Origin of the sequence: Nocardiopsis sp. MT53 (assembly GCF_019598965.1) — a bacterium.
Lineage (GTDB): Bacteria > Actinomycetota > Actinomycetes > Streptosporangiales > Streptosporangiaceae > Nocardiopsis > Nocardiopsis changdeensis.
Genome location: NZ_CP080600.1, coordinates 70,027 through 92,166 on the forward strand (window position 1 = coordinate 70,027; position 22,140 = coordinate 92,166).

Sequence of the window (22,140 nt, forward strand, 5' to 3'; positions counted from 1 at the left end):
GTCGGGGCGGCCGGCTCGGAGCAGGGCCGGCGGGGACGCGGCCGCCGGTGCCGGCGGCCCGCCGCACCGCTCGGATTCCGTGACCGTTCCGTGATGCGCGGAGGCCCTGTTTCCGGTCCCCCCACCCCCCATGTGGGGTAATATTAAAGCAAGCGATCGGGAAGGGTCCACTTCCCGCCGCCGGACCGATACCCGACCAGCGAAAGGGAAGCGACATGGCCGTCAAGCCCGGTGAGAGCGTCAAGTACACGGTTCTGGAGTTCCTGCCCGAGCCGTACCCCCCGATCGGTACCCGCCTGTCGTTCGCCGACTATGACGCGGCCGTCCGGGAGGCGATCAACACCAGCTACTGCCTCGACACCGAGATCTACGTCTACGCGGGCCACTACCGCGGCGAGCAGGAGCCCCAGGCCGAGCCCCTCGCCCAGACCTGCGCGTGCCCGCGCGACCCCGAGTCCTGGCACCTCCTCCAGGAGGGTTGCGGCTACCCGGCCCGCGGGACCGCGTAGCCCCGGCCTCCCGAGCCCGTGCCGGGCCCCAGCGGCCCGGCACGGCCCCCGGGCCGCCGCCCCGGCCCCGGCCCTGGACCGGGTCGGCACCCGAGCCCCTGGACGCGCCGGTCCGCCCTGCGCGAGCACCGGCAGAACAGGCCCCGGGGCGGGCCCCGCCCCCGACCGACACCGCACACGCACACCAGACGAGGACACCATGACCGACCCCGAACGCGACCGGCTGGACGAGGACGCCGCGGCCAAGTGGGTGATGAAAGCCGTGACCCGCGCACTGCCCGGCATCGTCATGAAGGGCGTATCCGTCGGCCCCCTGCCCCTGGAAGGCGCCGTCCTCTTCACCTGGACCGGACAGGACGCCGACGCCGACGACACCCAGGCGTGCGAAGCGGCCTACGACCGGGCGAGCACCATCGGCCGCCGGGTCGCCGAGACCCTGGAGGCCCAGGGGTTCACGATCCTCCAGGCCGGGTGCCCCATCCGCAGGAGGCCGACCCGGGTCACCTACGGCGCCCTGGTCAAGGTCGCACCGTAGGGCCGCCCAGGCTCTGGCCCCGACCCGGGGCGGGGGTCCCCACCCCCCGCCCCACCCGACACCGCACACACGCACACACGCACACCAGATGAGGACACCATGAACGAGGACCTGCGCCAGCTCACCGAGCAGATCAACCGGCGCGCCGACGTGATCAAGGCGATTGAGGACCCCGACGACCGATTCCACGCGCACATGCAGGCGTGCGAGACCGCGGACGCCGCACTGTCGGGCCGCACGGACGCCGAACTCATCGAGGTCATCCAGGCCCAGAGCGCCCAGCGCCCCGACCCCCTGCGCTACGACCCCCGGGACACCCCGGCCGCGAGCGCGGCCGCCGGGGTCCTGGAGAGGCGCCATTTCAGCCGGGCCCAGCAGATGGACACCGCGGCGATCCTGGAGGAACTGGCGCCGCTGACCGACTACCGCGACCCCGCGGCCGCGTTCGACCGGCCCGAGGACTACCGCGAGGAGATCACGGCCGCCGACGCCCTGCGCCGCAGTGCCCTGGTGTCGCTGCTCACTCTCCGCCACGAAGCGGGCCTCAGCGAGTCCGAGGGCCAGTCCGAGGCCACTCCCCTGCGCGACCGGGCCGCCGCCGTCTGCCAGGCCGTTGAGCGCGAGATCGCGCGCTAGCGCCGAGGCGCCCGCCGACCGCCTGCGCTCGGCCCCGGGGCCGACAGGGCCCCACCGGTCGTCCGGTGGGGCCCTGGAGTCGTCGCAGGCGGAGCCGGGCGCCGCCCTGCGCCACCTTGCGCCGCCGGGCGATGCCGGCGGCGGCGCGGCCACTGGTGCCGGCGGCCCGCCGTGCCGCTCGGATTCCGTGACCGTTCCGTGATGCGCGGGGGCCCCGTTTCCGGTCCCCCCATCCCCCCGTGTGGGGTAATATTAAAGCAAGCGATCGGAGAGGGCCCGCTCCCCGACGCCGGACCGATACCGCACCGACCGAGAGGACGAACGCATGCACAGCGAACACCGAAACCTGATGGAGCGACTCCGGGAACTCGGCCTGCTGGCCGAACTCCCCTCCGCCCGCTTGGCGCTGGCGCTGGACTACCAGCTCACCCGGCCCGAAGACGCACCCATCCGCGCTGCGCTGGGCGAGGAACTGGGGCGCCGCTTCGCCCAGGAGGCCCGGATCCTGCCCCTGGGCTGCGCGGCCGCGGTCCTGGACGTGGTCTATGTCGAGGCCCGGCGCGAGTCGCGCAACTCGCTGTGGGCGATGTCCCAGGCGTACCACGACGTGGTGAGGGACCGCGTGACCCCCGGGGTCCGCGCCATGTCGACCCCGGCGATCCTGGAGGCGTTGGAGGCCATCGCCGACGAGTCCCGCCACGACAGCGGGCAGGACAACGCGCGCCGCTTGGTCTACCTGGCCGAACTGTGCGACCGCCACCCCGAGGCGGAGCAGGCGCACGAGGAGTGGGACCAGGCCGAGGACCAGACGGACGAGGAGTGCCGCCGCGGGCCATCCCAGGTGGTCATAGCCGCCGTCCGCCGGACCATGGGGTAGGCCGCGAGGCCGGGCGGGCCGTGAGGCCCGCCCGGCCCGCCGGTACGGAGCTGCGAGGACCCGCGCGCGCCGGTCGGCGAGTGCACCGGAGCCGCCCGGATGCCAACGGTTCGGCGCCCGCCGCAGAACGTGCGGCCGGGGCTCTCGGGGAGGCCCCGCAGGCGAGGGTTCCCGAGCGCCGCGCCGCCCCCGATCTCGTTGCCGTTCCGTGATGCGCGGAGGTCCCGTTTCCGGCCCCCCGCTCCCCTGAGTGGGGTAATATTAAAGCAAGCGATCGGGGAGGGCCCACTCCCCGCCGCCGGACCGACACCACATCAACGAAAGGGAAGCGACATGAGCGACGTCGACCACATCCTGTCCGCCATCCGGGACAGCGGGTTCGTGGCCCACGAGGGGCGAAACGGCGTGATCGTCTACCGGGCGGGCGTGTACGACCGCTTCGGCACCGGCATCACCCTCACGTCGTGGGACGGGGTCACGACCGGCCTCGAGGAGACCGCGTGCCGCGCGCTGGCCCAGCAGCTCGAAGGCTTCCGCCGGGCGACCCCGGAGGAGATTGCCGAGTACGAGCGGCTGGAGGCGACCCGGCGGCCTTTCAGGGTGCGGGTCACCGAGGAGGTCAAGTACGAGGTCACGGTGAGGGCCCAGGACGCCGAGGAGGCCGAGGAGGCCGCGATCGACCTGATCACCGAAGACGGCGACCGTGACCGGTTCTGCACGGAGGTCACCGAGCGCTACGCCCAGGTCCTGCGCTAGGGCCTGCGGAGGGGCCACCCCCGGACCCCCGGGGGCGGCCCCTCCATGAGCCGGACGGGGCCGGGTGACGCCGGCGGGCGCGGTACGGCCGACGCCGGCGCCGCGCCGCAGCCCACTCGGCCCCGTTGCCTTTCCGTGATCTCAAAAGGCCCCGTTCCCCGCTTCGCCGCCCCCCCGGATGTGGTAATATTAAAGCAAGCGGTCGGGAGGAGCCCACCTCCCGCCGGACCGACACCGAATCAACCGAAAGGCACCCCATGAGCGAGCACACCACCGGCCAGGACCGCGCCCGGGCGGCCCTGACCGCCTACGCCGCCGACAACGACACCCGCCCCGGCCACGAACTGCTGACCGACCTGATCACCGACGTGCTGCACGTCGCCGCGCAGGCCGGGATCAACCCCGGCGCCGTCCTGGACAGCACGCAGCGCCACCTCTTGGAGGAGGCCGAGGAGGCCGAGGCCGCCGACGTCACCCGCGCGACCGTGCGCCTGCGCGTGGTGTCCTTCGCCGGAGGCCGCATGGACCGCGCCCACCTGGACACCGTCCTGCGCATGGCCATCGAGGCCCTGTCCCTGGGAGTGGAGCAGGAGGACAGCCACGAGCCCCTGTACCCCTGGGCCCGCGTGGAGCACATCGAGATCCACCCGGACGCCGAGACCGTCCAGGGCTGACCCGCCGCCCCGGGCCCGGACGGGCCCGGGGCACCCCCCGGGGCGGGGGTCCCCACCCCCCGCCCCACCCGACACGACACACGAAACGAGGACACCGTGAACCCGAACACCACGAACACCCTGCGCCAGGTGCTCACCGCAGCCCTTGAGGCCGCCGGTCTGCCCGTCCGGCACATCGACCTGTTCAAGGAGCCCGCCGTCATGGTCGGCGCTCCCGAGACGGGCGTAGTGCTCATCACCGGCCCGCTGGACGAGGCGTGCACCGACACCTTGGGGATCACGGCCTGCCGCTACCCGCTGGGGTACGACCCCGCCGACCCGCGCCAGGACCTGCCCGAGGACACGGTCACCGTGTACGCGACCACGCCCGGAGACCCCCTGGAGAGGGCCGAGAACCTGGCCTGCCTGGTCGAGGAGGTCACCGCCCAGGTGAGCCCCCCGGCCCCGGTCTCCCCCGCCCAGCGCAGCGCCGACGCCCGCGCGCTCGCCCGGGCGCTCGGTCTGGCCCCCGGCGAGGACGTGGACTTCCCCCACCTGAACAAGATCGCCTTGAGCGCCTACTGCCGTGCCGTTGCCTGGTACGGCGAGGACGCCGAACTTCTGGCCGACGACGCCCGCCAGCAGTTCGAGGAGGAGCAGAACGCCCACGACGACGAGGACCAGGGCGCCGAGCCCGTCGCGAACGCGGTGTTCGTGCGCCGCGCCCGGCAGCAGCTGGGCCGGTCCGGCCGACCCGCCACCGAGCCCGCCGACGCCCACGAGGCCGAGCGCGTCCGCGCGCTCTACCTGGACATCCTGGCGAGCGCCATGCACGCGCTCCAGGGGCTCGGGAACGACCCGGAGGCGGCCTTTGACGCCCACGAGCCGTTCGTGGATCTACAGCAGCCGGTGAAGCGCTGACGCCGACCGTGCCCGGGGCCCGCACCGTCCGTCGGTGCGGGCCCCGCCGCGTTCGCGGTGGAGTCGGCCGACTCGGTCCCCCGGTGGCGCCCTACTCGGGTCCGGGCGGGGCGCCGCGCCGGGAAGGCCGACGCCGACGCCGACGCCGATCTCGTTACCGTTCCGTGATCCCGAAAGGGGCCGTCCCGGTTTCCCCGCCCCCCCGTGTGGGGTAATATTAAAGCATGCAGTCGGGGAGGGCCCGCTCCCCGCCGCCGGACCGACACCCGATCGACCGAAGGAGACACCATGACCACCACCACCGCAGCCGTTGACCGGTTCCAGCAGGCCCTGGACCTGGTCGCCCGGGAAGGGCTGCTGGCCGGGTTCTCCACCGCCCGGCTGGAGGCCCTGGCCGACAAGCTCCCCACCGCCCAGTGGACCGAATCGGACCATCTGGCCGTCGGGCTCATCCGCCACGAGTACGCCCGCCGGTGCGCGGCCGACGCCCAGCGCATGACCACGGTCCAGATCCTCGGGGCGCTGACCCCCATCGCCGACCTGACCGAGGTCAAGGCCCCCTCGGTCCACGCGGCGAACCACGTCTACACGGCGGAGCTGACGGCCCGCCACGCGGAGGCCCGCGCCGCGGAACTCGCGTGGTTCCGCTCCGCCACCCGCATCGAGGACTTCCAGTGCGGCCCCGCCCGCGCGGTCATCGCCGCAGTGATGAGGGCCCACAACTGGTGCTGACCCGCCGCCCCGGGCCCGGACGGGCCCGGGGCGCCCCCCGGGGCGGGGGTCCCCACCCCCCGCCCCACCCGACACCGCACACACGCACACCAGATGAGGACACCGTGAACGACACCGCCCAGACCATCGACGTCCCCGAACGCGTGGCCACCGGCCGCGCACTCATCGAGGGGACCGACACCCACCGCCCCCGGTTCGACCGCTACACGCAGGCCGTCGGCCGCGCCATGCTCGGCGTCCCGGACCAGGTGTGGCGCGACGCCGTCGCCCTGCTGGAGGCCCAGCAACTGGAGTTCATCAGCGGCACCCTGACCCACCCCTACAGCGTCGAGGCCCTGGCCGGAGCCCAGGCCCCCGCCGAGCACCTGGACGCCGTCCGGGCGATCCTGGCCGACACCGAGGACGCCGAGCCCGACGCCGTCGCCCGGGCCCTGGCCGACGTGCTCCACGCGGCCGAGGCGGACGGGTACGACCCCGAGGACCTGTACACGCCCCGGAGCACCACCCGCATGCAGCTCAGCCGCGCCGGAGAGGCCATGGACCTGACCCCGCTGTGCGAGATCGGCGACCAGCTCACGGCCGCCGGATGGGGGGTGGCCGCCGACGCCGCCGACCCCCACGCCAACCCATACAGCGTGGTGGTCGAGCAGCTCCCCGAGACCGGCCGGGCGATCATCCGTGACCTGTACGCCAGCGACCCCGTGACGGCCGAGGTCACCGCCAAGTATCTCGCCGAGGTCCTGACCAGGCTCGGCCACCAGGTCGAGCGCGTGGACGCCGGATGGGACGGGTTCGCCGTCACCGTCATCGTGCGCTGACCCCTGGGGCCCGCAGCCCCGCCGCACCGGTCGCCGGTCACCCCGACAGGGTGATCGGCGATCTCGTTTCACCGAAGAAGGGGGGTCGCCGGCGCCCTGTGGCCGGCGTGGGTGGCGTGCCGGCCACGCCCGGTGCCGACACGCGCGGGTTGCTGTGCTGTGGCTCGGGCCCGGCAGGTCAGGGAAGAGCGTCGATCTCTAGCGCGCCGTCGAGCGCCAGCAGCGGCCCCGGTTCGGAGGTGACCACCGGCCAGGCCCGCACACGCGAGGTCAGGGCCACCTGCGCAGCCGAGGTGACATCACCGGTCGGGCGTTGGCGGGCCCGCGCCAGCAGGTCACCGGCGCGCGCGGCGACCTCGAAGGTCAGTTCCACCACCACGACGGGCGCCAGGCGCACGAGTTCATCCAGCGCCGCGCGGCCGCTCTCGGAGAGCCGCCCGCGCGCGGCCACCAGCGCGGCCGCGGGCACGGCCAGGACCAGCCCGCCCGAGCGCACCGCAGCGCCGACCAGCGCCCGCACGTACACCCGGCCCGTGCCGTAGTCCACCAGCGCCGAGACGTCCAGGACGCGGCCCCCGATCACCGAGCGGACGTCTCTAGCCCCAGGCGAGCCATCATCTCGGAGATCTCGGCGTCCAGACCCCAGGAGTCGACCACCCGCGCCGACGCCTCAGGCGACAGCGTGCCCCGCTGTTCGGCGGCATCCAGCGCCGCAGCGTCCCCCGCAGGGTCGAGCGCCGACAGCGCCAGGTCGGCAGCCGAAGGGGGCACCTCCCCCGCTTCCAGGCGCAGGCGCAGTTCCTCGCGCGGATCACCGTGTGCGTCAGCCATGCGCCCAGTGTAGGAGCCCGTCGCCGACCGCACCAGGAATCCGCCGAAGGAGGCCCGAGCCCCCGGCGCGCGAGCCCCCGCAACCGGGCGCCGCAGTGAGCGACTCGGCCGCACGGCGACACCGCCCCGAGCCCGAGGCGCCCCCGGGCGCCGTCCCGGGAAAGCCGAGGCCAACCCCCATTGTGTTACCGATCCGTGACTTGCAGAGGAGGCGTTTCCGGGTTCGCCGCCCCCTGCGTGGGGTAATATTAAAGCAGGCGGTCAGGGAGGGCCCACTCCCACCGCCGGACCGACACCCGATCGACCGAAAGGCACGACAGTGAACACCGAAACCCTGCGCCACGCCACCGCCCGGACCATCGCCGCCGGGTTCCTGGCCGCCACCGAGGGCCGCCACGACCAGGCGCGCGCGCACGCCGACGGCGCCCTTCTGGGGCTGGTCAACCTCAGCGCCCAGGGCGTGCAGGTCCGGGGCCTGGTCGAGCGCGTCGCCCGACTGGACGAGCGCCTCACCGACCAGGGCTGACGCCCACCCCCGGGGGCGCGGCCGAACCCCGCGCCCCCGGGGCCCAGGCACGAAAAAGGCGTCCGGCCACTTCCCGCAAGCGGGTGCCCAGGCCGGACGCCGGACCGACACCGTCAACCGAAAGGCCGACAGCATCACGCACAGCATACCCCCACCCCGTGCGCGATGCCCAACCGAGACCGCACCACCGGAAGGCATCACCGTGACGATCACGATCACCCCCCAGGACCGCCGCATCTGCGCCGCACTGCGCGCCGCAGCCTTGGACGAGGCCGAGGACCACTTGAGGTACGACCCCCGCGTTCCCGCCATGTCCGACGAGGAGCTGAAAGAGGCACTCATCCACCACGCAGCGGCGATCATCGCCCGTGACCTGTGCTTCCTGGCAGCGCTGGACCCCGAGCGCGCCCGGCGCTCCCGGCAGGTGATCCGAGCCCTGACCGCCGAAGCCCGCGCCCGAGACCACCGGACCGCCGCACCGGAGGTCTGACCTTGCCCCGAGGGGCCCCGCGCCGGACCGCCGGTGCGGGGCCCTGCCCGTGTTCGCGCTGGAGTCGGTCGACTCGGCCACCGAGTGGCGCCCTACTCGGAGCCGAGTGCAGCCCGCGGAGCCGGAGGAGGCCGGCGCGCAGGAGGCTACCGGCGCCGGCCCCCACCGGAGAACCTCCGATCTCGTTGCCGGTTCGTGATCTCGAAGGGGGCCGTTCCCGGTTCTCCCGCCCCCCATGTGGGGTAATATTAAAGCAAGCAGTCGGGGAGGGTCCACTCCCCACCGCCGGACCGACACCGCACCAACCGAAAGGACCTGCGATGAGCGCCCCCAGCCCCTTCACCACCACCTACGAGGGTCGCACCTGGACCGTGGACGTCGCCGAGGCGACCGCGGAACACGTTGTCCTCCGAGCCCGCAGCGGAGACGACACCCGATACCAGGCGATCGGGTACAGCGAGAACCCGCACTACCAGGGCATGATCTCGTGGAAGTTCGGCGAGGAGCGCACGAGCACGGACGCCGCCCGCGCCGACCTGTCCGACGGGCGCACGACCACCGCCATGCCCGGCGGGAAACTTGAGGTTCTCTTGCGCGCGGTGATCCTCGCGACACGCGCGGCTTGAACCGCTCCCCCCTGGGGCGCCGCACCCGCAGGCGCTCCGGGGCCCGCAGCGGAAAGGCCAAGGTCAGCCCCGATCCCGTTACCATTCCGTAACCATGAAAAGCCCCGCAAGGGGTTCTCTCGCCCCCTGTGTGGGGTATTATTAAAGCAAGCGGTCGGGGGGAGTCCACTCCCCACCGCAGGACCGATGCCGGATCGACCGAAAGGCACGACAGTGACCACCGAGAAGTACCGGATGTACACGCCCGACATGGACGAAGCCCGCTCCATCGCCGCCGACTGGCACGGAGGCCAGGCCAGCGCGCTCTACTCCTTCGCCAGCAGCGGCCGGGTCACCGACCCCGACCGCCTGCGCGCCGAGATCAACGAATGCCGACGCCACGCCGGAGAGCAGGAGCGCGCCAGGCTCGGAGCCCTGCTGCGCGCCATCGAACACCAGCACTACGAGCAGAGTCGGGAACTCGCCCGCCAGCTCTGCCACGTCGAGCCCCTCCCGGCCCGCAGCGTCCGCCACACCGAGCCCGGCGTCATGGACGCCGACAAGGCCCGCGTGCGCTCCGACCTGGAGCGCGCGCAGGCCATGGAGTTTCGCGCCTACGCCGGATTCCTGATCGGCTACGGCCGCGTTCTGGACACCCTGGCCAGCGCCTACCGGGACCCCGAGATGGCACGGCGCGTCCTCCAGCGCCACGTTGACCAGGTCCTCACCCAGATCAACGAGGACCAGGACTGACCGCGTGGCCCCGCCCCCGGGCGGGGCCCTGGCCCCGGGCCCGCGCCGTCCCGCGCGGGCCCTTCGGCGTCCGCGCAGCAGCAACCGCAGGAGGCCGGCCGGACCGGTCCCCCGTTGCCGGCGGCCCGCCACAGCCCCCAGGGTCGTTATCATTCCGTGACCAGAAAAGGCCCCGCAAAGGGCTCCCCCGCCCCTTGTGTGGGGTAATATTAAAGCAAGCGGTCGGGAAGAGCCCAGTCCCCACCGCCGGACCGACACCGGATCGACCGAAAGGCACGCGCGATGTTCGCCACCGAGCCCCTGACCAAGATGCTCCGCACCGCCGACAGCTGGGACCTCGGCAACAAGACCGGCGTCCGCAACAACCGTCGCGGCGTGAGCATGCGGGGGGTCAAGAAGGACTACCACCGCGCCACCCGCCGCGCCCTGCGCACCCAGAACACCGCCGAACTCGCCGACTACCTCACCCACGGCGCCTACTAGCCCCCAGGGTCGCCGCCCCGGGCGGGGCGGCGACCCGCACCCCAACACGCGGCCCGGGGAGCCCACCCCGACGCCGGACCGACACCCAGCACACGGAAGGCCCGCAGTGAACATCATCGACACCCGGATTCCCGGAATCGTGGCGCGCTCCACCAGCGCCGACGCAGTCGCGGCCCGCCGCTTTTTGGCCGTCGACCAGGCCCACGGGCGCGCCGAGGCGATGAACACCCACAGCGCAGCCCGCCTCATCCGCCGGTTCCGTCTCCGCCACTGCATCGGACAGGTGGCGCGCGCGATCATCGCCGCACACACCCCCGAGCGCCCCTATGACGTGTGGTACGCGCAGGCCCGAGAGCGCGCCTACGCCGCAGAGCGCAGCGGCGAACTCACCGCCGAGGAGACCCGGCAGCGACTGGCCCGGATCAGGAACCGCCGCAACGAGCGCCACGCCGAATGGGTGGCCATGGACGCGCGCGAGGCCCGCGCCGACTACCGCGCACTCGACCACGCCGGACGCGTCACCGCGCGCCTGCGCTTCCGAGCCGACCGCCCCCGCACGTGAGCGCCCCGGGGCCCGGACCGCACCGGGCCCCAGCCGCCCCGGGGCCCGTGCCGAGCGACTCGGCACGGGCCCCGCGGCGGAGTCGGCCGACTCGGTCGCTGAGTGGCGCCCCACTCGGTCCGGAGTCACCCCCGGGCCCGCGCCCAGGAGCCCGCGCAGCCGCAGGAGGCCGGCCGGACCGGTCCCCCGTTGCCGGCGGCCCGCCACAGCCCCCAGGGTCGTTATCATTCCGTGACCAGAAAAGGCCCCGCAAAGGGCTCCCCCGCCCCTTGTGTGAGGTAATATTAAAGCAAGAGGTCGGGGGAGCCCACCCCCACCGGACCGACACCCGATCAACCGGAAGGACGCGACATGACCGCCCAGACCACCACCACCCTCCGCGCCGAGTTCGGCCGCACCACGTGGGCCGAGGCCGGGCGACACGGCGTCCGGGTCCACCTGGCCGGTTGGCTGGGCAAGCGCACCTTGTGCGGCCGCCGGGTCGCCCAGAGCCACTACCCGACCATGGAGCACCGCCCCCAGGGCGAGGACTGCAAGGCATGCTTGCGCGTCTGGACCGCCGCCGCGCCGGGCGCCACGTTCGAGCCCAGCGGCCCCACCCGTGGCCAGCTGCGCGCCGCCAAGGCCACGATGCGCCGCGCCGCTGACCGGTTGGAGCAGACGCCCCCCGAGCGCGTGGACGAGGCCAGTGGTCTGCCTGTCAGCCCCCTTGTGTTCACCCGGTGGCGTCAGGACATCCAGAACCTGCGCCGAGAGGCCGACCGCCTCACTCTGGCCGACCTGTAGGCCGCTGGTGGGGGCGGCGATCCCGCCCCCACTGGCCGCACCGATGCAGCGCAGGCCACGCCGAGCGACCGGGTGTGCCCCTGCTGCCTCTCCGCTCAAGCAAACGGTCGGGGGTCTCGTTACCGTTCCGTAATGCCGAAAGCCCCGCTCCCGGCTTCCCCGCCTCCTTGTGTGGGGTAATATTAAAGCGCGAGGTCGGGGAGGGCCCACTCCCCACCACCGGACCGAAACCGCATCAACCGAAGGAGACGCACCATGACGACCACCACCGAGATCACCACCGCCGCCCTGCTGGCCGCTGCCGCCCGCGGCGGCCTCCCCGCCATCGCCGCACTCGCGGGCGTCCGAGTCGCCCGCTCCGAGGCCACCACCACCGCCCAGCACGTGTGGGGGGAGCCGGTCGCCGACTGGACCGAGGCGGCCCAGCTGGCCGCCCGCGTGGGCGATCTCGCCCACAGGGCCGGTTACCAGGTCACCGACGAGTGGCCCAAGCCCGGAGTGATCGGCTACCAGGGCCGCCCTCACGCCGAGGTGAGCGTCATCGACCGGTTCGCCCACAGGGAGGAAGACGGCTCCCTCTACCGATGGGAGTGCGTCACCCCCTGGGAGGTCCGCACCGGTGACATCCTGCGCACCCGCTCGGGCCCCGTGGTCGTGCGCGCCGGGGTCCCCGAGGAGGCCGTCAGCGCCTTTCCGGTCGGACGCACCGGCGGTTGGGAGGAGGTCGTCTACCGGCGCGTGAGCGCCACCCTGGAGGGCTGACCCTCCCCCACGGGGCCCCGTGCAGGACGTCCGCCACGGGGCCCCGCGCGTTCGGGGTGGAGTCGGCCGACTCGGTCGCCGAGTGGCGCCCTACCCGGTCCCGAGTCCCCGGGGCCACGCCGGGAACGCCGAGACCGCCCCCGATCTCGTTACCGGTTCGTGATCCCGAAAGGGGCCGTTCCCGGTTCCCCCGCCCCCCATGTGGGGTAATATTAAAGCAAGCAGTCGGGGAGGGCCCACTCCCCACCGCCGGACCGAAACCGCATCAACCCAAGGAGACACACCATGACGACCGCCACGAGCACCCGCGTTCTCCGCTGGACCCGCGAGGCCGACACCGGCAGCTACAGCGACCTCCACGACGAATCGTGCATGGACCTGCGATACCGCGTAACCCGCTACTTCGAGGCGATCGCCTCGGGGGAGGCCGACCGGCTGACCGTGGCCACCGAGATGCTGCGCCGGGAGGAGCGCGGCTACTGGGCCAACTTCGAGTCCTCCCCGCGCGACATCATCGACGCCCAGGACTCCGCCGTCATCGCAGCCCACGCCGACCTTGTCGTCCCCGTCGTGTTCAACGCCGAGGCCGACGAGGTCGCGGCCGCCTTCGCCGCACTCACCGACCTTGACCATGACGTCCACTTCCCCTGGAACACCTTCCAGGGGACGAGGGCCTACGCGCGCGAGTACCGGCGCGTCGAGGACGCCATGACGGCCTACCGCGCGGCCTACCCGTCCGCACCCACCACCAGCGCGGAAGTGGTGCACCTTCGCCGAGCGCTCAGCGTGTGGACCATCACCGGCTGACGCCAGCCGGGGCCCGACCCGACCGGGCCCCGGAACAGCGCACACGGGCCCGTGCCGAGCGACTCGGCACGGGCCCCGTCCGTGTTGGCGGCGAAGTCGGCCGACTCGGCGGCGCAGTCGCGCACCGCAAGCGCCCCAGGGTCGCCGGCAGGCAGGAGAACGCCCGTGCCGGCGACCCCCGCAGCACACCCGATCTCGTTATCATTTCGTGATCTCGAAAGGGTCCGTGTCAGACCCTCGCGCCCCCCGTATGGGGTAATATTAAAGCAAGCGGTCGGGAGGAGCCCACTCCCACCAGACCGACACCGAATCGACCAAGGAGCGTTCCCATGGCCCACATCACCGTCGCCCAGGCCAAGGCCAACCGACTCGACCGCCGCGCCAAGCGCCGCGCCCAGGTCGCCGAACGCGCGGCCGCCCGCAGGGCCTACCGGACCGACCTTCACACCGTGGCGAGCCACCTTTACGCCATGGGCGTCGACACGCCCACCGCCATCGGCATGGCGTCCACTCTGCGCAAGCGGATCACCACCCCCGGCGTCCCCGGGTACGCCGCCCGATCCCTCACCGACTCCCGACGCCGCCCGTGCACGCGGTACACCCGCCGTCAGGTCATGGACGGCCTGCGCGCCTACAAGCCCCGTAAGTTCGAGTACCAGGAAGTCCGCGCCGCACTTCTCGGACTCGCAGCCTGACCCCCACGCACACGGGGCCCGTGCCGAGCGACTCAGCACGGGCCCCACCGGTTTCGGTTCAACCACGAGCCATCCCGATAGCGACGTCGGCCGTCGCGAGCGAAGCGCCAGCCGCTCCGCTCGCGACGGCCGACGTCGCGAGCCAAGCGCCAGTCACCGTTGCCCGTGTGGAGTGAAACGCGCGCGCACCGCATCAGCGACCACGGCCACCTCACTAGCGGAGAGCGCCCGTTGGCGCGACATGAGCCACCGACCGGTGTTATTGGCCGCCATGATCGGTACCCCGAGGCACTCGAATTCTCGCCATTGCGGAAAGCGCGAGCGCGACACGTGCACAGCTAGCACGGGCAGCACAGGAACGCGCCGCCCCAACTCCACCGAAAGCACGGAGTCGACTTTCCCTGATTCCCACTTCACCGATTTGACCAGCAACGGGGCCCCGGTATTCCCAATGCGCAGATGTCCCCGACCATCGAAACGCACATGACCGCGCCGCTGCTTGCTGTCGACCACCCCGACGCCGAATGGGCCGATTACCACATGGTCGATGTTCGCACGCGAACCCGGTACAGCCAGATCATGCAGGACGACGCAGCCGCGCCGACGCAGGCGATCGAGGCGACGCCCAGTGCGCCGCTCCCCCAGCGCACCACGACGCCAGTAGGACGCCCGGCCCCGGGCCCGCAGGGCGAGCCCCACGGCGAGCGCCAGGACGAGCCCGAGCGCGAGGCCCACACCCCAGCCGAGCGCTACCCCACCGGCCAGGCCCAGGGCGAGACCGGCCACTCCGGATTTCACCAGCAGCGGACCCCGTTCGGAGCGCGCGATTTCGCGCGCCATGGCACGGGCCGAGGCCCCAGCGGAAGCGTCACGGTAGGAGGTTTCGGAACGGCCGGTGTCTGTCATCGCTATTCCTCGCGCGTGGTAGTCGGTGCGCCCATGTAAGCACAAGCCGCCCCGGTAACAGCTGAGAATGCGGAACCTGTCCTAGGCTTTGCGCACAGTGGGTCGCAGGCCCCGACGCGCACGGGGAGAGAGGGTTGCCCAGTGCGGGTAACAGGGTCCCCGCCGCTCCCCGCCCGAAACGGCAGACCCGGTAACAGTATTCGCGAAAAAATTAGGCCCCGCCTTCGGCGGGGCCCTTTCGCGCGTGGCGCCTTCGGCGCCGTGCGCGAACCACAGCGGATGACCTTACCTGAAAGGCCAGCAGGAAGGACTACAGAGCCAGTCAGAGCCAACCAGCAAGCTAGGTAGCGAAGCTACCTAGCTCACAGAGCTAGGCAGTAGGCAGTCACCAGGCAAGACAAGCCACAAGCAACAGCAACCGATCAAACCTAGGCACTATTAGTGATCATGGTAGACTGACCACGTCTGCTGCTGCGCGCCCAGCGCCGTCGCCGCCGGGGAGGAGGTCACCGAGTGCTGACTCTCGCGACCGGATACGACCCCGGATATCTGACCCGCCAGACGACTCCCCGCGCCGCGAATTACTACACGGTCGCTGTTACCCAGCACGGTGAACCGCAAGGCGTGTGGTGGGGGCCCGGGGCCCAGGCGCTCGGCTTCACCCCTGGCGATGAGATCGACCCCAAGGTGATGGAGAAGCTTTATTCTTCATTCGTTGATCCTCGGGATGAGAATTTTCTGAAATCCGATGTCCCGGATTCAGAAAAGGAAATGCTTGGTCGCCGTCCTTCGCGCTACAAGGACGTGGATGCCTGGTATGCACAGTTGCTCAAGCGCGAACCTGAGGCCACTCCGGAGCGTCAGCGAGAGCTGAGGAACGAGGCCGAGAAAAGGGCCGACCGTCAAAAAACGGTGTACTTCTACGACGCGACCTTCTCGGTTCCCAAATCTGTTTCGCTGCTGCACGCTGGCCTCTTGGCGGCGGCCAAGGCCGCACAGGAGGCGGGCAATGTCGAGCGCGCCGCGCAGTGCAACGAGCGGGCCGATGCAGTCATCCGGGCGGTCATGGCGGGCGCCGGTGCGAGCCTGGAGTACCTGCGGGAGCACGCAGGGGCCGCCCGCACCGGCTACCACGGCGGCAAGGTTGAGGGGCGCAGCACGGGCAAGTGGACGCCCGCCGGCGGGTGGGTGGTCGCCCAGTTCCTTCAGCACACGAATCGAGCCGGTGAGCCGCAAATTCACGTGCACAACGCGATTCTCGGGAGGCAGCTCTGCGAGGACGGAAAGTGGCGTGGAATCGACTCGCGGGCGCTTTTCCGTTCCCGTGCCGGTGCGGCGGCAGCGGGTGAGCGCAAGCTTTTCCAGGACCTAGCCAGGGACTTGGGGGCCGAAGCGGTTCAGCGAGCGGACGGCAACGGCTTTGAACTGAAAGGCGTTTCGACCAAGGAGATTCTGAGCTTCTCCTCCCGCGACACCGCGGTCACTGCGGAGATGGAGCGGCTGATCCAGAATTACGTGGACGCCCACGGCCGTATGCCGAACGCCCGCGTGATGTACAAGATGGGCCAAGAGGCGACCTTGGCAACCCGGAAAACGAAGGAACCCAATCTGAGCCGGACGGCTCTGTTGGCCAAGTGGGAAGCCGTTGCTGACCGGCTGGAGCTGGGCAAGCTCGGGGCCATCCCGGGCCGGGTGCTGGGCCGTATCGACCCCGAGCGCAACACGGCCCTGGCCTACGAGCCGACGCAGCTGGAGATGGACCGGATCATCACCACGGCGGTGGAACGGGTCCAGGAGGCCAAGTCCGTTTTCACGCGCCACGACGTGTTCCGCCGCATCAACGACGAGCTTCCCCCGAATCTCGGGGCGCTCTCGGATGAGCAGGTGCACGCCCTGGTCGACCGCATGACCGATGTGGCGCTGAGCCCCGCCGGCCCCGCCGACGTGCGGTTGCTCAACGCCCCCGACGTCGTCTTGATCCCGGCCGAGCTGCGCGACGCCGACGGGCGCAGCGTCTACCTGGCCCCCAACGCCGAGCGCTACACCACCGCCAAGTTGCTGGACGATGAGCAGCAGCTGATCAGTGAGGCCCTGCGCCTGGACGCTCCGCGGATCCACGTCGAGCCCGCGGCCGAGGCCGAGGCTGTTCCGGTTGAAGCCGCTGGTGTTTCGGCCGAAGCGGTGCCGGGCGTGGAGCCTACGGCCGAGGGCGCCGTGACGGTTGAGGCTGAGCGCCAGGCGGGCGCGGACGAAGTCGCTCCCCCTGTGTCCGGGGGGGAGTCGGAGGCCGGCGAAACGCAGGGTGTTTCGAGCGATGCGGCCGGTGTCTCGGGTGAAGCGACCGGTGTTTCAAGCGAAACGCTCGCCGATTCTGAGGAGAACAGCGCCGATTCTCATGAAAACGACGAAGGGGAGTCGGGTTCCTCTCGTGTCCGTGGGGTGGCGGATGACGCCCGCGCCCTGGAGGGCGCCGAGGGCGCCGAGGGCGCCCCGGAGGCTGCGGCCGAGGAAATCGCTGGTCAGGAGGTGGTGTACACCCCGGAGGAGGAGCGGCTCATCCAGGCGCACCGCGACGCGGCCGCCTGGTTCCAGGAGCAGTTGCACAGCGATGGCGGCCAGGAGGCCCGCGAGTACATGGACGGCCGCGGGTTCGGCCATGCCATCGCGCTGGACTCCCCGTGGCAGGTCGGGTACGGCGGCACCAGCCGGTACGCCCTGTTCAACCACCTGTCGGCGCTCGGCTACTCCAACGAGGAGCTGATGGCGTCCGGTCTGGTCCTGCGCACCGAGGGCGGCGGGATCATCGACCGGTTCCGCGGGCGCGTCGTCCTGCCGGTGCACAACGCCCAGGGCGACCCGGTCGCGTTCATGGGCCGCAAGCTGCCCGACGACCCCCACCCGGCCAAGTGGCTCAACTCGCCTGAGACGGCGATCTACTCCAAGGGCAAGGTCCTGATGGGGCTCGGCGTGCAGCGCCAGGCCCTGGCCGCAGGGGCTCAGCCGGTCATCGTGGAAGGGCTGTTCGACGTCCTGGCGGTGGCCGGCGCCAGTGATCCGCGGTACGTCGCGGTCGCCCCCGGTGGTACGGCCTTCACCACGGACCAGTACGCCGCACTCACCGCTGCGGCGAGCCCCGAAGCCGGTGTGCTGGTGGCGTTCGATGACGACAAGGCCGGTCGTAAGGCCAGCGTGGCCGCCTACGAGCTGCTGCGCCACCACGAGGGCCCCGTGCGTGCCGTGACGCTGCCCGAGGGGATGGACCCCGGCGACCTGGCAGACGATCCCGAGCGGCTGCGGGAGGTCCTCCAGGACCAGGAACGCCACCTGGTCGACGTCGTCGTGGCCGCAGGGGTGGACGCCCACCGGTGGCCCGCGCCCTCCCAGGAGCGCCCCCAGATGACGGGGGAGGAGATCAGCCGCCAGGCCGCCGAGTCGTGGGGATTCGACCCGGTCGAGTCCGAGGCCCGCCACCAGCAGTACCTGAGCGAGAGCGCCCAGCCAGGCCCCGACCTGAGCGCCCACGTGGCGCGCTCCCTGGCCCGCACGGTGCTCGGGGTGGACGTGCCCGCGCCGGCCCCTGAGGCGGCCCGCCCTGCGGATCACCCGCGCCCGGAGGCCGATCCCTACCGAGAGGGCGACCTCACCGTTGAGGCCCAGGTGGAGGCCATCCGCCAGGCCGTCGACCTCATCGACCTGGACGCGCCCGATGCTGCCGAGCGCGCCCAGCGCGTCATGGCGCAGCTGGCCGCACAGACCGGCGCCGACCTGGAGACCGTGCAGGCGGTGTTCGTGGACGCCCTGGCGGGCGAGCCCCTGCCCGTGGGTGAGGACGCGCCGAACGGCAGCCGCTGGGGGCAGAAGACGATCATCCCCTCGCCGATTTCAGCTGAGACACAGGCCGCTTGGCGCGAAACGGACCGGGCCCGAGCCGCGGAGCAGGCCGCCGCCGAAGCCGCCGCGGCTGCTTCGGCCGAGACGGGCGAGGGCGAGGCGGAGCGCGCGCCTGTTTCGTCTCAGACGCCGCGTGTTTCAGAGGAAACGGCGCGCGCTTTGCGGGAATCGGCGCAGGTGCGGGCCGAACTCATGGAGTTGTACCCGCGGCTTCACGTCGATCAGGCCGACGCCATCGCCGGGGTCGCCACGAGCGGGCGCGGTGTGGACGTCCTGGTCGGCCCGGCCGGTTCGGGCAAGTCGACCACGTTGGGCTACCTGGCCGACCTGTGGAAGGAGAAGACCAGCGCCCCCGTGGTGGGGCTGGCCACGGCCCAGAACGCGGCGAACATCCTGGGTGCCAAGAAGGTCAACGGCGCCAAGGCGTTCGATGCCACGCACAACATCGCCAAGTGGCTGTACCTGGTGGAGTCCGGTAAGACCCGGGTCGTGCCGGGCTCGCTGATCGTGGTGGATGAGGCGTCCATGGTCACCACCACCCACTTGAAGGAGATCCAGGACATCGCCGCCCAGGCCCGCGCCAAGGTCGTGTGGGCGGGCGACCACGCCCAGCTGTCCGCGCCCGGTGCGGCCGGGGCGATGCGGCACCTGGTCGAACTCGGCGGCGCCTACGAGCTGACGAAGGTCCACCGGTTCGCCGAGGCGTGGGAGGCCGAGGCGTCCTTGAAGCTGCGCGACGGGATGGCCGAGGCGCTGACCGCTTACGACAAGCACGGCCGTCTCGCGGCCGGCAGCCGGGCCGACATGGAGGCCCAGGCCCTGCGCAGCTACCTCGCCGACTACCTGGACGGCAAGGACACCCTGCTGTTGGCGTCCACCAACGAGAGCGCGTCGGCGCTGTCGGGGCGTGCCCGTGCGGCACTGGTCGAGGCCGGTCTCGTGGAGGCTGGCGGCACGCGGCTGCGGGATGCCAACACCGCCAGTGTCGGCGACCTGATCGTGGCCCGCGCCAACGACACCCACATCAAGGTCGGCGAGGACCAACGTCCCCTGTCCAACAGGGATGTGCTGCGTGTGGTCGAGGTCCTGGAGGACGGCGGGATCCGCGCGACCCTGCGCGAGGAGGACGCTACTTCCGATATCCCCGTCACCCTGCCCGCGGCGTATGTGGCCGACCAGGTCGAGCTGGCCTATGCGGGGACGACGCACGCCGCGCAGGGCCGGGACGTCCACACCTGTTACAGCATCGTGGACGGCACGGTCACCGACGAGATGCTGTACGTGATGATGACCCGTGGCCAGGAGGGCAACTACGGGTACGGCGTGGTCGAGGACCAGGGCGCGGATCTGCGGACCGGCCCGGAGCAGGCCCAGGAGTACACCGCCGAGCTGCGCCAGGCCGGGGCGCGTCAGCGCGGGGAGCGCCTGGCGGGCGAGCACGCCCAGCGGGCGCGCGAGGCCGACGAACAGCGGCTGGGCGTGTTCGCGGCGGCGATGCAGCGTGAGGCCGTCGACCCGATGGCCACCGAGGCGATGCTCGGCGAGGCCGAGCGTCCCCGTCACCTGGGGCACCTGGGGGCGATGTGGCTGGACATGACGCGCGAGTACACCGCCCGCGGGTACTTGGAGCGCGCGGCCGAGCGCGGCGTGCTGGCCCCGCACCACCTGGAGAGGGCGCTCAAGGAGGAGGCGCTCAGCACGCTGGGGCGTATGCTCACCCGTCTGGAGATGGCCGGGTACCCGGCCGACACGATCCTTGACCAGGCGATCAGCTCGCGTGAGCTGGGCACCGCCGAGGAGATCTCACAGGTCCTGTACTGGCGTATCGACGGCGACGCCGACAAACACGGCATTGACGTGGCGTCCCTGGACCCCAGCGAGCAGCAGATCAACGCCACCTGGTCCGAGCGCACCACGGACCTGGGGGTGCCGGCCATCGACGTGGCCCGGCACGACATCGCCCAGCGCATGGACGAGCGCACCCGCGAACTCGCCGAGCGCGCCGCCCACCAGCCGCCGCGGTGGCTGGTCGAGCACATCGGCCCCGTGCCCGCCGACACCCGTACCCGCGAGCGGGACCAGTGGATGCAGCGCGCCGGCCGGGTCCTGGCCTACCGCGAGCAGTGGATGCACCAGGCCGAGAGCGACGCCATCGGCCCGGCGCCCTCCCGCGCCAACCCCGAGCAGCGGGCCGCCTGGTTGGCCGCTCACGATGCTCTGGGAGCCCCGGAGGGCGTGCGGGACCTGTCCGGTGCGTCGCTGGGCGAGCTGTACGTGCTCCGGGCCGCCTACGAGCGTGAGACCCGGTGGGCGCCGGCCTACGTCGCCGAGGAGTTGCGTGCCGCCTCGCTCCAGGCCCGTGAGCTGGACCAGCAGGTATCGCACCTGCGTGCCGAGGCCCGCCAGGAGCAGGACGACGAGCGCCGGGTTGCGCTGGAGGCCCAGGCCCAGGCCCGCGCGGAGCTGGCCCAGGAGATGCACGCCCACCGCCAGGACCTGGAGCGGATCGACGCCGCGCGGCAGCGCTGGTACGACGCCACCGAGGACAAGCGCGTGTTGGCCGAGCGCGCGGACCAGGAGCTGCGCCGCCGTGCGGAGCAGGACGCTCAGGAGCAGCGGCAGGCGCGGGTGGACGTGGGGGCGCTGCGCCCGCTGGCGCTGGACGGTGCCGGTGGCCGCGAGTACGAGGAGGCCCAGGCCCGCCGTGCGGAGCAGGCCGAGGCCGAGGAGCGCGCCCAGGTCCACCCCGGACAGATGAGCCTGGACGACATCGAGGTGTCCGAGCCCGCCCCTGAGGTGGTCGACGCCGAGCCCGTCGAGGCCGAACCCGTGGAGGCTGAGGCGGTCGAGGCTGCGCCGACGGTGCTGGAGATCGAGGCTGCGGAGCCCGAGGTCACCGAACACGACCTGGTCGAGGCCGACCAGGTGAGCGTGGCGTGGGAGGCCGCACCGACGCCGGAGTTCGACCAGCACGAGTTCACCGCCTCGGGTGTGGACTGGGCGGCCCTGGCCGCTTCCGAGCCGGAGCCCGAGGTGGTCGATGTCGAGCCCGTCGAGGCCGAGCCCGAGCCTGCGGCCGAGCAGGTCCAGGACCTGCCCGTCGTGGACGCTGAGATCACGATGGAGGTCGTGGAGCGCATCACCGAGCCGGCCCCGCCCGTCCAGGACGCCGAGGTGCGCGTGACCGTGGTCGAGATCGCCAACGAAGATGTGCCCGACCCCTGGCGGCGGCCGGAGGACTTCCAGCGGGACACGGGCGCCGCGGAGCGCGACCCGGACCCGGTGGCCCAGGACGCGCCCAGCGCGGACCAGCCCACCCTGTGGGACGAGGTCATCGACCACACCGCTGAGATGGACCGGGTCATCGACCAGGCCCGTCACGCCGCCGACCTGGCCGACCACCGCAACGCCGGTCTCGACGCGGAGCGGCTCGCCCAGGAGGAGGCCGACCGGGAGCAGCGCCAGCGCGAGGCCCGCGAGGTCGACGCCGAGCGTGCCGCCCGGGAGGAGCAGGCCCGCCAGGAGCTGGAGCAGCGCGAGGCCGAGCGCGCTGCGGCCGAGCGCGTCATGGAACAGCAGCTGGAGGGCCCGGAGCTGTAGAGGCCG

23 protein-coding genes are annotated in these 22,140 nt (G+C 72.0%); 20 read left to right on the plus strand and 3 right to left on the minus strand.

Features of this window, described 5'->3' with window-relative positions; genetic code table 11:
• Window positions 1-215 precede the first annotated feature (215 nt).
• From K1J57_RS32485 to K1J57_RS32525, 9 genes are all read left to right on the plus strand, one after another.
• Window positions 216-509 (plus strand): hypothetical protein, encoded by a 294-nt coding sequence (locus K1J57_RS32485; RefSeq protein ID WP_220566026.1) that lies wholly within the window; start codon window positions 216-218, stop codon window positions 507-509.
• A 199-nt stretch (window positions 510-708) separates the two neighbouring features.
• The gene (locus K1J57_RS32490; protein ID WP_220566027.1) at window positions 709-1,044 is read left to right on the plus strand and encodes a hypothetical protein; all 336 of its coding nucleotides are present in this window, start codon (window positions 709-711) and stop codon (window positions 1,042-1,044) included.
• Between the two features lie 99 nt (window positions 1,045-1,143).
• The gene (locus K1J57_RS32495) at window positions 1,144-1,680 is read left to right on the plus strand and encodes a hypothetical protein (protein WP_220566028.1); all 537 of its coding nucleotides are present in this window, start codon (window positions 1,144-1,146) and stop codon (window positions 1,678-1,680) included.
• A gap of 325 nt (window positions 1,681-2,005) precedes the next feature.
• Window positions 2,006-2,557, plus strand: a complete 552-nt coding sequence (locus K1J57_RS32500; protein ID WP_220566029.1) for a hypothetical protein — start codon at window positions 2,006-2,008, stop codon at window positions 2,555-2,557.
• A 333-nt stretch (window positions 2,558-2,890) separates the two neighbouring features.
• Window positions 2,891-3,313, plus strand: a complete 423-nt coding sequence (locus K1J57_RS32505) for a hypothetical protein (protein ID WP_220566030.1) — start codon at window positions 2,891-2,893, stop codon at window positions 3,311-3,313.
• A 257-nt stretch (window positions 3,314-3,570) separates the two neighbouring features.
• Window positions 3,571-3,987 (plus strand): hypothetical protein, encoded by a 417-nt coding sequence (locus K1J57_RS32510; protein WP_220566031.1) that lies wholly within the window; start codon window positions 3,571-3,573, stop codon window positions 3,985-3,987.
• Between the two features lie 96 nt (window positions 3,988-4,083).
• Window positions 4,084-4,887: a hypothetical protein gene (locus K1J57_RS32515; RefSeq protein ID WP_220566032.1), complete on the plus strand. Its 804-nt coding sequence runs from the start codon at window positions 4,084-4,086 to the stop codon at window positions 4,885-4,887.
• A gap of 288 nt (window positions 4,888-5,175) precedes the next feature.
• Window positions 5,176-5,619, plus strand: a complete 444-nt coding sequence (locus tag K1J57_RS32520) for a hypothetical protein (RefSeq protein WP_220566033.1) — start codon at window positions 5,176-5,178, stop codon at window positions 5,617-5,619.
• A 104-nt stretch (window positions 5,620-5,723) separates the two neighbouring features.
• Window positions 5,724-6,437: a hypothetical protein gene (locus K1J57_RS32525; protein WP_220566034.1), complete on the plus strand. Its 714-nt coding sequence runs from the start codon at window positions 5,724-5,726 to the stop codon at window positions 6,435-6,437.
• Window positions 6,438-6,615: 178 nt separating this feature from the next.
• Here K1J57_RS32525 and K1J57_RS32530 read toward each other — a convergent pair whose 3' ends face one another.
• Together K1J57_RS32530 and K1J57_RS32535 are read right to left on the minus strand one after the other, a co-directional pair.
• The gene (locus K1J57_RS32530) at window positions 6,616-7,020 is read right to left on the minus strand and encodes a hypothetical protein (protein ID WP_220566035.1); all 405 of its coding nucleotides are present in this window, start codon (window positions 7,018-7,020) and stop codon (window positions 6,616-6,618) included.
• On the minus strand, window positions 7,017-7,268 hold the full coding sequence (locus K1J57_RS32535) for a hypothetical protein (RefSeq protein ID WP_220566036.1): 252 nt from the start codon (window positions 7,266-7,268) through the stop codon (window positions 7,017-7,019). The genes K1J57_RS32530 and K1J57_RS32535 overlap by 4 nt, the downstream gene beginning before the upstream one ends.
• 319 nt (window positions 7,269-7,587) lie before the next feature.
• On the opposite strand from K1J57_RS32535, the gene K1J57_RS32540 reads away from it, so the two are divergent.
• The 10 genes from K1J57_RS32540 to K1J57_RS32585 all read left to right on the plus strand — a co-directional run bounded on the left by K1J57_RS32540 (window position 7,588) and on the right by K1J57_RS32585 (window position 13,737).
• Window positions 7,588-7,794 (plus strand): hypothetical protein, encoded by a 207-nt coding sequence (locus K1J57_RS32540; protein ID WP_220566037.1) that lies wholly within the window; start codon window positions 7,588-7,590, stop codon window positions 7,792-7,794.
• Between the two features lie 202 nt (window positions 7,795-7,996).
• Window positions 7,997-8,284 carry a hypothetical protein gene (locus K1J57_RS32545; RefSeq protein WP_220566038.1) on the plus strand — a complete coding sequence of 96 codons (288 nt, stop codon included), beginning with the start codon at window positions 7,997-7,999 and terminating at the stop codon, window positions 8,282-8,284.
• Between the two features lie 320 nt (window positions 8,285-8,604).
• Window positions 8,605-8,910, plus strand: coding sequence for a hypothetical protein (locus K1J57_RS32550; protein ID WP_220566039.1), 306 nt, complete (start codon window positions 8,605-8,607; stop codon window positions 8,908-8,910).
• 213 nt (window positions 8,911-9,123) lie between these two features.
• Complete coding sequence (locus tag K1J57_RS32555) at window positions 9,124-9,642, plus strand: hypothetical protein (protein WP_220566040.1); 519 nt, start codon at window positions 9,124-9,126, stop codon at window positions 9,640-9,642.
• 282 nt (window positions 9,643-9,924) lie between these two features.
• Window positions 9,925-10,125: a hypothetical protein gene (locus K1J57_RS32560; protein ID WP_220566041.1), complete on the plus strand. Its 201-nt coding sequence runs from the start codon at window positions 9,925-9,927 to the stop codon at window positions 10,123-10,125.
• Window positions 10,126-10,231: 106 nt separating this feature from the next.
• On the plus strand, window positions 10,232-10,687 hold the full coding sequence (locus K1J57_RS32565; protein ID WP_220566042.1) for a CCDC34 family protein: 456 nt from the start codon (window positions 10,232-10,234) through the stop codon (window positions 10,685-10,687).
• A gap of 351 nt (window positions 10,688-11,038) precedes the next feature.
• Window positions 11,039-11,473 carry a hypothetical protein gene (locus K1J57_RS32570; protein WP_220566043.1) on the plus strand — a complete coding sequence of 145 codons (435 nt, stop codon included), beginning with the start codon at window positions 11,039-11,041 and terminating at the stop codon, window positions 11,471-11,473.
• Between the two features lie 255 nt (window positions 11,474-11,728).
• Window positions 11,729-12,235, plus strand: a complete 507-nt coding sequence (locus K1J57_RS32575; protein WP_220566044.1) for a hypothetical protein — start codon at window positions 11,729-11,731, stop codon at window positions 12,233-12,235.
• Window positions 12,236-12,520: 285 nt separating this feature from the next.
• Window positions 12,521-13,042, plus strand: coding sequence for a hypothetical protein (locus K1J57_RS32580; protein ID WP_220566045.1), 522 nt, complete (start codon window positions 12,521-12,523; stop codon window positions 13,040-13,042).
• A gap of 329 nt (window positions 13,043-13,371) precedes the next feature.
• On the plus strand, window positions 13,372-13,737 hold the full coding sequence (locus tag K1J57_RS32585; RefSeq protein WP_220566046.1) for a hypothetical protein: 366 nt from the start codon (window positions 13,372-13,374) through the stop codon (window positions 13,735-13,737).
• A 153-nt stretch (window positions 13,738-13,890) separates the two neighbouring features.
• Here the strand turns inward: K1J57_RS32585 and K1J57_RS32590 are convergent, their stop codons facing one another.
• On the minus strand, window positions 13,891-14,643 hold the full coding sequence (locus K1J57_RS32590) for a nuclease-related domain-containing protein (RefSeq protein WP_220566047.1): 753 nt from the start codon (window positions 14,641-14,643) through the stop codon (window positions 13,891-13,893).
• Between the two features lie 513 nt (window positions 14,644-15,156).
• On the opposite strand from K1J57_RS32590, the gene mobF reads away from it, so the two are divergent.
• Window positions 15,157-22,134: a MobF family relaxase gene (gene mobF, locus K1J57_RS32595; RefSeq protein ID WP_220566048.1), complete on the plus strand. Its 6,978-nt coding sequence runs from the start codon at window positions 15,157-15,159 to the stop codon at window positions 22,132-22,134.
• Window positions 22,135-22,140 lie beyond the last annotated feature (6 nt).